The 11,284-nt window shown below is 47.5% G+C and carries 8 protein-coding genes and 1 pseudogene; 8 read left to right on the top strand and 1 reads right to left on the bottom strand.

The window, feature by feature from the left end; genetic code table 11:
• Window positions 1-1,510: pseudogene (locus Q0095_RS04905) on the top strand (type I restriction endonuclease subunit R); the annotation flags it as partial.
• 430 nt (window positions 1,511-1,940) lie between these two features.
• On the opposite strand, the gene Q0095_RS04900 reads toward Q0095_RS04905, so the two are convergent.
• Window positions 1,941-2,831, bottom strand: coding sequence for a peptidylprolyl isomerase (locus tag Q0095_RS04900; protein ID WP_297881900.1), 891 nt, complete (start codon window positions 2,829-2,831; stop codon window positions 1,941-1,943).
• 85 nt (window positions 2,832-2,916) lie between these two features.
• On the opposite strand from Q0095_RS04900, the gene gltX reads away from it, so the two are divergent.
• The 7 genes from gltX to Q0095_RS04865 all read left to right on the top strand — a co-directional run bounded on the left by gltX (window position 2,917) and on the right by Q0095_RS04865 (window position 10,750).
• Window positions 2,917-4,296: a glutamate--tRNA ligase gene (gltX, locus tag Q0095_RS04895; protein WP_297881898.1), complete on the top strand. Its 1,380-nt coding sequence runs from the start codon at window positions 2,917-2,919 to the stop codon at window positions 4,294-4,296.
• 1 nt (window position 4,297) lies between these two features.
• Window positions 4,298-5,554, top strand: a complete 1,257-nt coding sequence (locus Q0095_RS04890) for a malic enzyme-like NAD(P)-binding protein (protein ID WP_297881896.1) — start codon at window positions 4,298-4,300, stop codon at window positions 5,552-5,554.
• A gap of 44 nt (window positions 5,555-5,598) precedes the next feature.
• On the top strand, window positions 5,599-7,047 hold the full coding sequence (locus Q0095_RS04885) for a nicotinate phosphoribosyltransferase (RefSeq protein ID WP_297881895.1): 1,449 nt from the start codon (window positions 5,599-5,601) through the stop codon (window positions 7,045-7,047).
• The gene (locus Q0095_RS04880) at window positions 7,040-7,411 is read left to right on the top strand and encodes a hypothetical protein (RefSeq protein ID WP_297881893.1); all 372 of its coding nucleotides are present in this window, start codon (window positions 7,040-7,042) and stop codon (window positions 7,409-7,411) included. The genes Q0095_RS04885 and Q0095_RS04880 overlap by 8 nt, the downstream gene beginning before the upstream one ends.
• Window positions 7,412-7,489: 78 nt before the next feature.
• Window positions 7,490-8,182 carry an MqnA/MqnD/SBP family protein gene (locus Q0095_RS04875; protein WP_297881891.1) on the top strand — a complete coding sequence of 231 codons (693 nt, stop codon included), beginning with the start codon at window positions 7,490-7,492 and terminating at the stop codon, window positions 8,180-8,182.
• Window positions 8,179-9,537, top strand: coding sequence for an NADP-specific glutamate dehydrogenase (gene gdhA / locus Q0095_RS04870; protein WP_297881889.1), 1,359 nt, complete (start codon window positions 8,179-8,181; stop codon window positions 9,535-9,537). The genes Q0095_RS04875 and gdhA overlap by 4 nt, the downstream gene beginning before the upstream one ends.
• A 481-nt stretch (window positions 9,538-10,018) precedes the next feature.
• Entirely contained in the window at window positions 10,019-10,750 is a 732-nt protein-coding gene (locus Q0095_RS04865; RefSeq protein ID WP_297881887.1) for a DUF4197 domain-containing protein, read from the top strand.
• The last annotated feature ends 534 nt before the right edge of the window (window positions 10,751-11,284 follow it).

Below are 11,284 nucleotides of genomic sequence, written 5' to 3'. Positions count from 1 at the left end.
CTTAAACGCAAGTGGCAAAGGCTTTAACGCTATGTTTGCAGTAAGCTCTATCGAGGCGGCAAAGCTTTATTACGAGGCGTTTAAAAATTTACAAAAAGATAAAGAGCAACCGCTAAAAGTAGCGACGATTTTTTCATTTTCGCAAAACGAGGAGCAAGGCGTAGTCGGCGAGATAGCGGACGAAGATTTTGAGCCAGAGACGATGGATATGAGCTCAAAAGAATTTTTAAATGTGGCTATAAAAGATTATAACGCCTATTTTAGGACGAATTTTAGCATCGAGGGTAGGTCGTTTCAGGACTATTACCGTGACTTGAGTGAACGCATGAAAAAGCAGGAGATCGACCTGCTTGTAGTCGTGGGCATGTTTTTAACAGGGTTTGACGCACCTACGCTAAACACGCTATTTATAGATAAAAATTTACGTTATCACGGTTTGATACAGGCGTTTTCTAGGACGAATAGAATCTTAGATACCACTAAGACATTCGGTAATATCGTGACTTTTAGAGACTTACAGCAAGCTACGATCGATGCCATCACGCTTTTTGGTAAAAATAGTACCAAAAACGTAATTTTGGAAAAAAGCTATAAGGAATATATGCATGGCTTTACCGATGCCGCTACCGGCGAGGCTAGACGAGGATTCCTAGAAGTTGCGAGCGAGCTTGAGACACGCTTCTCAGATCCTAGCGCAATAGAAACGCAAAAGGATAAAAAGGATTTTGTTAAGCTTTTTGGCGAGTATCTTCGCGTAGAAAATGCTCTGCAAAACTATGATGAATTTGCAGCATTGCAGGCTTTACAGGAGATAAATTTAGATGACGAGAATGCAGTGCGTGAATTGAAAGAAAAATTTTATCTAAGTGAAGAGGACTTGCAGGCAATGCAAGGTATCAAAGTGCCTAGCGTGAGAGCGCTTCAAGACTACCGCTCTATCTACAACGATATAAGAGACTGGCTAAGAAAAGAAAGAGCCGGCGAACAAAAAGAGGTGCAAAAGATAGACTGGGACGACGTAGTCTTTGAGATTGACTTATTAAGGTCGCAGGAGATAAATTTAGACTACATTTTAGGGTTAATATTCGAGTACAATAAAAAGATCAAAGATAAGATCGCACTTACCGAAGAGATCCGCAGGATCATCCGCGCTAGCCTAGAAAATCGCTCAAAAGAGGGGCTGATAGTAGATTTTATAAACGGGACCGATTTGGATGCGCTAAAAGATAGAGCCGGCGTCGTGGAGGCGTTTTTTAAATTTGCAAAAGGCGAGATGTTGCACGAAGCAAAAGAGTTGATCGAATCGTTAAATTTAAATGAAAATGCTGCAAAAAGGTATATTAGCGCGTCGTTAAAACGCGGATATGCTAGCGAAAGCGGAACTGATTTAAACGAAATTTTACCTAAAATGAGTCCGCTAAATCCGAAGTATCTAAGCATGAAGCAAAATGTTTTTGAGAAAATCGCCTTTTTTGTGGATAAATTTAAGGAAGTCGGCATTGAGGTTTAGGCACGACTTAATTTGGATGTATTATTTTGTACTATATAAGCGATGCAAATGGGCGTTTTGTGCGTTTAGATTATATTTTTACAGACGAAAATTATTAGAAAAATTGTTGTTGAGTTAAAATATGTTGTATTGAAAACAAAGAAGTATAATTTGTGTCAATATGATGATACAGATTCGTATAAATTTCAAAATTTAGCTCCTCGCCGCTGTTTTCATCGCTCCAAACGGCGACGAGTTTTGAGGCGGCATCGATGTGGGAGCAAAATTTGCTCGCGCCAAAGTCCCGTGCACTTATGCCGCCGCTTCTAGGATCGCTATTAAGTTCGGTAAATCGTCGATTGCTATCATGAAATGCTTTTAAATTTAATTGCATAGCGCACAGGGACAAATTTAGTGCGCCGCGCGGCGGATAAGCGGATAAATTTAAAATTTAGTTTCTCTTTTGAACCTTCACTTTGCCCTTGTCTTTGCCGCTTTGAGGCTGGGCTTGCGGGCGCTCGATGATGCGGATATTGGCGTTTGAGCGGAGTCTGTCGTTGAACTCGGTGATCGCTTTTTTGCGCTCGGAGGTCACGTAGCCCTCGATCGCTCTGTCTTGCACGCTATCGAAATCAAGCGTACGAAGTCCCTTTTTGTCGTTTACGTAAAACATCTCGTAGCCGTTTCGCGTAGGAATGATCGGCGAAAATTTGCCCTGCTCGACGTTTGTGACGATGTATTTGAGCCCCTCATCCATTTGATTGGCCTTGAGGGTTCCCTTCATCACATACACGTCGCTCGGACGGAGCTTTGGGTTTGTGCGGATCTTATCGAGCGGAGCTTGTGATTTTGCGATATAGCGGGTGAGCGTGATGCTGTCGAAAGTCGTGAATAATGAGCTATTTTGGCTATAGAATTTTTTGACATTTTCAGGGGTCGTGCGGTGCTGTACATCTGCGAATATTGAGCCGTAGAGCTTTTCTTCAAGCAGTGTGCGGCGGACATTTGCTTTAAAATCATCGTAGTTCATGCCTTGCTTTTGCACAGCGGTTTTGAGTTGGTCTAAGCTAAGCTTATTTTGATCGGCGATCGCTTTGAGCCTCGCGTCGATCTCCGCGTCATTTACCGCGATGCCGCGGCGTTTAATCTCGGATTGTTGAAGCTTTTGCCCGATTAAAATTTCCATCGCGGCTTGCGGCGAAGTGCCCGTTAGTTTTTGAACTTTGGCTAGTTCGTAGCCTGTGATCGGCTCATTATCTACCACGGCGATGACGCCGTTTACTACTTCGGCATTTGCACAAACAGCACAGATCATTGCGGAAAAAAGCAGTTTCTTTATCATTTTTAACCTTTATTTAGTCTTTTTGCTTTATAATTACAAGATCGCGATTATAACATTAAATGGTAATTTTTGCAAAGGAATTTTTATGATAGTAACTCGTTTTGCGCCGAGTCCTACGGGATATTTACATATCGGCGGACTTAGAACGGCGCTTTTTAGTTATCTTTACGCTAGGGCAAACGGCGGCAAATTCCTGTTGCGTATTGAGGATACCGATCTGAAGCGCAATTCGCAGGAGGCTGCTAAGGCGATCGAGGAAGCTTTTAAATGGTGCAATCTAGACTATGACGGGCAGATCGTGTATCAAAGCTCGCGCTTCGATCTTTACAAACAATACGTCCAAAAGTTGCTAGATGAGGGTAAGGCATACAGATGCTATATGAGTAAGGACGAGCTGGATGAGCTGCGCGCGCAGCAGGAAGCTCGAAAAGAGCGTCCGCGCTACGATAACCGCTATCGCGACTTTACCGGCACGCCGCCTGCCGGGATCGAGCCTGTAGTGCGTATAAAAGCCCCGCTTAGCGGCACGATAGAATTTAATGACGGCATCAAGGGCGAGATAAAATTTAATGCCGCCGATATTTTGGACGATTTCATCATCGCGCGCTCCGACGGCACGCCTACGTATAACTTTACGGTCGTGATAGACGACGCGCTGATGGGCGTCACAGACGTGATCCGCGGCGACGATCATCTAAGCAACACCCCGAAGCAGATCGTGCTGTATAACGCGCTAGGCTTTAAAATCCCGAAATTTTATCATGTCGCGATGATCAACGGCACCGACGGCAGCAAGCTAAGTAAGCGTCACGGTGCTACCGACGTGATGGAGTATAAGCGCATGGGCTATCTGCCGCAGGCTCTGCTAAATTTCTTAGTACGCCTGGGCTGGAGCCACGGGGATGATGAAATTTTTAGCATGGAAGAGATGAAGCGATACTTTGATCCTAACCATATTAGCAAGAGCGCTAGCACCTTCAATCAAACCAAGCTCGAGTGGCTAAATGCGCATTATATTAAAAACTCGGGCGATGATGAGCTTGTCTTGCAGCTTGTGGAATTCGGCGTCGATATTCGCTCGCATGCGAAAAAACATCTCATCGCCCAGCAGTACAAACAGCGCGCAAAGACGCTAGTGGAGATGGCCGAGGGCATTAAAATTCTTCTAAATCGCCCGAGCTGCTATGACGAGAAGGCGTATAAGAAATTTGTAACCGAAAGTTCGCTAAGCTTACTCGCAAAATTTTCGGATACTCTAAGCGCAAATTTAAATGCAAAGGAGTGCGAGGAAAGGACGATGGAGTTTTTGGACGCAAACGGCGCCAAGCTAAAGGATCTTGCCCAGCCGCTGCGCGTCGCGATCACGGGAGGCAGCGTTAGTCCGTCGATTTTTGAAATTTGTGAAATTTTAGGAAGCGACGAAGTTAAAACGAGAATTTCAAATTTAATCAAAAAAGGATTATAAAATGGCTAAAGTAAACGTTGAAGCGGCTTTGAAGTACCACATAGGCGGTAAAATCGGAACGAATGTAAAAACCCCGTGCGCTACGGCGGAGGATTTGGCGCTTGCATATACGCCGGGCGTCGCGGAGCCTTGCAAGGTGATCGAAGGTGATCACGAGGCTGCGTTTAAATACACGAATAAGGCTAATCTCGTAGCCGTTATCACTAACGGCACAGCGGTTTTGGGGCTTGGTGATATCGGCGCAATCGCCGGAAAGCCCGTAATGGAGGGCAAGGCGGTTTTGTTTAAAAAATTCGGCGGCGTCGATGCTTTCGATATCGAGATCGACGAAAAAGATCCTAAAAAGATAATTGAAATTTGCAAAGCGCTTGCGCCTACGTTCGGCGGTATAAATTTAGAGGATATCAAAGCTCCCGAGTGCTTCGAGATAGAGCGCGAGCTGCAAAAAGCCGTCGATATCCCCGTCATGCACGACGATCAACATGGCACCGCTATGATTACGGGCGCAGGGCTAATCAATGCAGCCCTTATCAGCGGCAAAAAAATCGAGGATATGAAGATCGTAGTTAGCGGCTCGGGCGCTGCTGGCATAGCGTGTGCAAAGATGTATCGTAATTTAGGCGCCAAACACATCATAATGCTCGATTCCAAAGGGGTGATCCATAAGGGTCGCACCGATCTTACCGAGCAAAAGAAAGAATTTGCCCTAGACACCGCAGATCGCACGCTAGAGGACGCGATGAAGGGCGCGGATATGTTTTTGGGCCTTAGCAAGCCGGGCGTTTTAACCAAAGAGATGGTAAAGACTATGGCGCCGCATCCAATCATTTTTGCGCTTGCAAATCCGGTACCGGAAATTTATCCAAGCGAGGTCGAGGAAGTAAGAAACGACGCGATCGTAGGCACCGGCAGAAGCGACTTTGCAAATCAGATCAATAACGTTTTGGGCTTTCCGTATATCTTCCGTGGCGCGCTTGACGTAAGAGCCAAAAAGATTACGGAAAATATGAAAATTGCTGCCGCTCGTGCGATGGCGGATCTTGCTCGCGAAGAAGTTCCTGCAGAAATCCGCAAGATGCTGGGCAAAGATAGCTTGAAATTCGGCAAAGACTACGTTATCCCAAATCCTTTCGATCCGCGCGTATTTGCCGTGATCTCGACGGCGGTTGCAAAAGCTGCGGTAGATGACGGCGTCGCTCGCGTCAAAGACTTCGACGCTGCGGCTTATAAAAAAAGCTTAGAAGCCAAAAAGCTATGATTTTTTGCTCCTGCGCGAGGCGAGATTAAATTTAAGAGGCGTAAATGAAAGATTTGGCTTTACTTACCGATTTTTATCAGCTTAGTATGATGCAGGGTTATTTTTTTACGAAGCCCGATCAGACGGCGGTTTTTGATGTTTTTTATCGCAAAAACCCAAGCGGCGGCGGTTACGCGATATTTTGCGGCTTAAACGAGGTTGTGGATTATATCGAAAATCTCAGATTTAGCGACGACGATATTGCGTATCTAAAAAGTCTAAATTTCTTTAAGCCGGAATTTTTGGAATTTCTAAGAGGCTTTAAATTTAGCGGCGAAATTTACGCCATGGATGAGGGGCAGATCGTATTTCCGCACGAGCCGCTAATTCGCGTCAAGGCAAATATCATGGAGGCGCAGCTCATCGAGACCGCGATCCTAAATACTATAAATTTCCAAACTCTCATCGCTACGAAAAGCTCGCGTATAAACTTTAGCGCTCAGGGAGATTCGGTGATGGAGTTTGGCTTGCGCCGCGCTCAGGGGCGAAGTGCGGGCATCTACGGCGCAAAGGCTGCGATTATAGGCGGCTGCAGCGCCACGTCAAACGTGCTCGCCGCAAAGAAATTTGGTGTGCCCGCGATCGGCACCCACTCGCACTCTTGGATTCAGAGCTTTGATAGTGAGCTGGAGGCGTTTCTCGCCTACGCTAAAATTTATCCGAACAGCACGCTTTTGCTCGTCGATACCTACGATACTCTCGCAAGCGGCGTGCCGAATGCGATTACGGTTTTTAAGGAGCTGCGCGCCAGCGGTCATGAGCCGCTTGGAATCCGCATCGATTCGGGCGATCTGGAGTATCTGACCAAGCAGGCGCGTAAGATGCTCGATGCGGCGGGCTTTGAGAACGCAAAGATCACCGCATCTAACGATCTGGATGAATACGCGATCGATCAGCTTAAGCTTTTCGACGCCAAAATCGATAGCTGGGGGATCGGCACGAGGCTTATTACGGGCGGAGATAGTTCGAGCCTCGGCGGTGTGTATAAGCTAAGCGGTATCGAAAAAGATGGCGAGATCGTGGCTAAGATCAAAATTTCAAACGATCCACGCAAGATCAACAATCCCGGCTACAAGCAGGTCTTTAGGCTCTACGACAAAGATAACGGCATGGCGCTTGCCGATCTGATCGCGCTTGAGGGCGAGAGTATAGACGAGAGCGCGCCGCTTGAAATTTTCCATCCGCTTTACACCTACAAGCGTAAAATTTTAACGAATTTTAGCGCGCGTAAGCTCTTACGTCCCGTTTTTAAGGAGGGCAAATTCGTAGGCGTGCGCCGCACGGTAAGCGAGATCGCGCGTTTTAGCAAGGAGCAAAAGAGTAAATTTTGGCTCGAGCACCTTCGCAACGTCCATCCGCAAAGCTATAAAGTGGATCTCTCTCAAAAGCTTTGGGATATCCGAAAATCACTCATCAACGAGTGTAACCTAAATTTAAAGGAGAAATATGTTTAAAGTTCTATCGTGTGCCGCTTTGGCGCTAGTTTTGCTAGGATGCGGCTCAAACCAGCTCCGTCAATCCCCGGATAGCGCTATGAATAAGCAAGCACAGAGCGAAAAAACCATAACCAAAGAGAACGCAAAGACATTCTATTTCGTCGATGACAAGGGCAAAAAGCTTTCGCTTAGCTCAAACGACGATTTCAATACCGCCGTATTAAAGGACGATAGCGGCAAAAGCTACGACCTCAAGCGCGAGCGCGCCGCCGACGGCATCTATATGGAAAACAAAGACGGAGTGAGCATCCACTTCAAAAAAGGTGAGGGCATAGTGGAGTTTAGCAAATACAAATCCATCCCGATCACCGAGGTCAAATAAATCCTGAAATTTTTTGGTTAAATTCTGATTTAGCGCCGGAATTTAACCTCTTTTCCTGCGCTAAATTCGGAGAAAGTTATGTTATTAGGCAAAATCGATTATCTAAATTTGCTCCCTTTTCACGTATTTTTAAAATCCCTTCCGCTGCCGTCTTATGTTAAAAAATCGATAGAATTTAAAAAAGGGGTGCCGAGCAAACTCTGCGCCGATCTTTATAGCCGCAGGATAGATGCCGCGGTGATCTCGAGCATCGAAAGTCGCCGCGCAAAATACCGCAAACTGCCTCTTGGAATCGTCGCAAAGCGTGAGGTGCTAAGCGTACTCGTGCGCAAAAACTCGGCGCCCAGGCTCGATCCCGCGTCGATGAGCTCAAATATGCTAGCTCGCGTGCTGGATCTTAGCGGCGAGGTGCTAATCGGCGATAATGCTCTAAAGGCGCTGCTTTCGCAGGGTAGAGATAAATTTTACGATCTTGGCGAAATTTGGCAGCAGCGCACGGGCTTGCCCTTCGTTTTCGGGCGGCTGTGCTGCGTGAAAAACGACAAGGCTTACGCGCGCCTGGCGACGAAATTTTTATGTTCGCGCATTAAAATTCCAAGATATATCCTGCAAAGCTACGCCCTTTCGCGCGGCATAAAAGAGCGTGAAATTTTAAATTATCTGAAATTTATCGGCTATAAGATCGGCGTCCGCGAGGAGCTGGCGCTGAAAAAATTTATCGCCAAAGCCAAAAAATTAAAATTTAATCCGGTTCAAAAGGAGGAACTATGAAGTCTTACATCGACGGCTTGCTGCTAAATTTAAAGCGTGCCAATCCCGGTCAGGAGGTCTTTATCCAGGCATCGACCGAAATTTTATACTCGCTCATACCGCTTCTAAAGCGCGACGAGCGATACGTGAAAAATAAAATTTTAGAGCGCATTTTAGCGCCCGAGCGTACGATGATGTTTCGCGTCGTCTATATGAGCGACGACGGCGAGCCCTGCGTGCATACGGGATACCGCATAGAGTTCAACTCCGCTTTAGGACCTTACAAAGGCGGTCTGCGCTTTCATCCGAGCGTAAATTTAGGCGTTTTAAAATTTTTAGGGTTTGAACAAATTTTTAAAAATTCCCTCACCGGCCTTAATATCGGCGGCGCAAAAGGCGGCGCAAATTTCGATCCTAAGTGCAAGAGCGACGGCGAGATTATGAGATTTTGTCAAGCTTTTATGTTGGAACTTCACCGCCTAATCAGCTCCAATACCGACGTACCCGCAGGCGACATCGGCGTGGGCGGTCGCGAGATCGGCTATATGTACGGCGCGTATAAAAAGCTCACCCGCAGATTCGACGGCGCGCTTACGGGCAAGGGGTTAAGCTGGGGCGGAAGTCTTGCGCGCACCGAGGCTACGGGCTACGGCTCGGTATATTTTGCAAACGAGATGCTAGCTACCAGGGGCGATTCGCTGCACGGCAAAATTTGCACGATCTCGGGCGCCGGCAACGTCGCGATCTACACCGCCGAAAAGCTCTATCAAATGCAGGCTAAGCCCGTCACCGTAAGCGATTCCACGGGCTTTATCTATGACGCCGATGGAATAGACGTGGCGCTTCTTAAAAAGCTAAAAGAGCAGCTGCGCGTAGGGCTTTGCGAATATACCAAGGAGCGTCCCGGCGCAAAATTTACCCCCGCAAGCGCCTATCCCGCAGGCCGCAACGGCGTGTGGAGCGTACCGTGCGACGCTGCATTTCCGAGCGCTACGCAAAACGAGCTTAATCTGCAAGACGTAAAGACTCTCTATGCCAACGGATGCCGCATGGTTTGCGAAGGCGCGAATATGCCAAGCACGCTTGAAGCGATCGATTTTATGCTCGCGCAAAAAGATTTTCTTTTCGGCCCTGCGAAGGCGGCGAATGCCGGCGGCGTGGCTACGAGCGGGCTTGAGATGGCGCAAAACGCGCAGATGGCGTCGTGGAGCTTCGAGGAGGTCGACGGCAAGCTGCGCGAGATCATGCGCCACATATTTCGCACCAGCTACGAGACCTCGAAGGAATTCGGCGCGGAGGGCAACCTCGTGCTAGGCTCGAATATCGCGGGCTTTCGCCGCGTGGCCGATGCGATGCTGGATCAAGGGCTGGTTTAGGCCTGCTTATCGCGCCCAAAGCGGCAGCTCGCTTTTAAATTTAGCTCTTTAAATTTGCGGCGAGCTTTTTGGCTGCAGCGGGCTTGGTAAAATTTCAATCGTTTGTGCTGAGGATATAGCCGCTCATCGCTATAATTGCTTTATGTGCCCTGCGTTGGCATCGTTTGCGCTGCGTAAATTTAAATAGCGCCGAGCAGCGTTTTAAAATTTTAGCTCGTCGTAGCGCTGCTTTTAAAATTTAGCCGCAAGCACGACAAAGTCCGCCGCTGCTAAATTTTATCTTTAAATTTGGCGGGTAAATTTTGCCCGTTAAATTTAGCTTTGAAATTTGACGTTTAAAATTTAACTCGAAGCCGCTTTCAAATTTAGCCTAAAATTTTATCTCAGCTCGCCCGCGTAGTGCGTAAATTTAAACCGAGCGCAGGCTGAGCGTTTACCGCAGTTTGGCATAATGGCGCAAATTTTATCCAAAGGTTGCAATATGAAAAAATTTATGGTTTTACTCGCCGCTGCGTCGCTGTCGCTCGCGCATGCGGACGTAACGGATATCCTAAAGCAGGGCGCGGACGTGCTCGGTGCGACTCAGAGCGGAAACTACAAAGATCTGCTCGCTTCCGCCACGAATCGCGCCGTAGCCGAGCTCGCCAAGGGCTACATCCACAGCAAGACCGCTAAAATCGAGCTTCCTCCTTCGCTGAAGGCGGCTGCGAAGCTTGCGAGAAAGGTGGGCGGCGATAAATGGGAACGCGAGCTCGTCGTAAGTATGAACGATGCCGCTACCAAGGCGGTGAGCGGCGCGAGCAAGATATTTTTGCAAGATCTGAAATCTATGAGCGATGCGGACATTAAAAAGCTCATCGGCGGCGGCGACACGGCGCTTAGCGAGTATCTGCAGAGCAAATCGGGCGCGAAGCTGCGGGCGGTTTTTAGGCCGATCGTAAGCGATATGATGAGCAAAAACAGCTTCGCAACGGCGTATAACGGGCTAAATTCCTTCGCGCAAAGCAAGATCGCGGGCAATGAGGCGGTGCAAAACATCGCGCGCGGGCTGGGTGCGAGCGAATATCTGCCTAAGCAGGGCGAGGACTTGAATGATTACATCACGCAAAAGACGCTGGATGGGCTATTTGCGGTGATGAGGGAAAAAGAAAGCGCGCTTCGCGGCAGCGCCGTCGGCAAAGGTGCGGGGATTTTGGGTAAGGTGCTCAAATAAAGCTCGCGGCGAGACTTTGGCGTAAATTTCGCCGTATAGCTACTTTCGGTTGCTTCGCGCTGCCGCCTGCGTAGTCTAAAGCTGCGCGCAAAGCGCCTGCTTGCGCGAAGCGACTGCTTGCGCCAAAGCGGGCGTGCGGCGGAATTTAGAGGTTTATTTGTCGCGCGTTTTCGCGCGATTGATTTTATACGATAATCTTGCTGCGAAGTTAGTCTGCGAAATTTAAAATTTCACAGAGCTTCAGGGATTTGAAATTTTAGAATTTCATGCGGTGTTTAGGTTCGCGTATAGACAGCGTTTATATCTAAAATTTTACAAAGTGGCGGAGTATCGGAATAAGCAGAGCGGTAACAGATAAGCGCGTAAAAGTAAAGCAAGAAAGTCGTCTTGTAAATTTCGCTTCTTTCATATCTCACTTTATGTTCCGCAAAAACCGGTTTACTTATTAGTTCTATTATTTTCCGATTCCATTTTTCTTAATTCTTTAAGCGCTCTATTATGGACATTGGCTTGCTTGCAAACTCTACCTTCAGC

Origin of the sequence: uncultured Campylobacter sp. (assembly GCF_938045535.1) — a bacterium.
Classification (GTDB): Bacteria; Campylobacterota; Campylobacteria; order Campylobacterales; family Campylobacteraceae; genus Campylobacter_B.
The sequence above is the reverse complement of the archived record's forward strand: the minus strand, read 5'-3'. Positions and strand labels throughout refer to the sequence as shown.

What these genes read in the sequence shown, in the direction of transcription:
- Q0095_RS04880 (WP_297881893.1), top strand. Translation starts at nt 7,040, where the DNA reads ATGTTTAAAGTTCTATCGTGTGCCGCTTTGGCGCTAGTTTTGCTAGGA.
- Q0095_RS04865 (WP_297881887.1), top strand. Translation starts at nt 10,019, where the DNA reads ATGAAAAAATTTATGGTTTTACTCGCCGCTGCGTCGCTGTCGCTCGCG.
- Q0095_RS04890 (WP_297881896.1), top strand. Translation starts at nt 4,298, where the DNA reads ATGGCTAAAGTAAACGTTGAAGCGGCTTTGAAGTACCACATAGGCGGT.
- Q0095_RS04885 (WP_297881895.1), top strand. Translation starts at nt 5,599, where the DNA reads ATGAAAGATTTGGCTTTACTTACCGATTTTTATCAGCTTAGTATGATG.
- gdhA (WP_297881889.1), top strand. Translation starts at nt 8,179, where the DNA reads ATGAAGTCTTACATCGACGGCTTGCTGCTAAATTTAAAGCGTGCCAAT.
- Q0095_RS04900 (WP_297881900.1), bottom strand. Translation starts at nt 2,831, where the DNA reads ATGATAAAGAAACTGCTTTTTTCCGCAATGATCTGTGCTGTTTGTGCA.
- Q0095_RS04875 (WP_297881891.1), top strand. Translation starts at nt 7,490, where the DNA reads ATGTTATTAGGCAAAATCGATTATCTAAATTTGCTCCCTTTTCACGTA.
- gltX (WP_297881898.1), top strand. Translation starts at nt 2,917, where the DNA reads ATGATAGTAACTCGTTTTGCGCCGAGTCCTACGGGATATTTACATATC.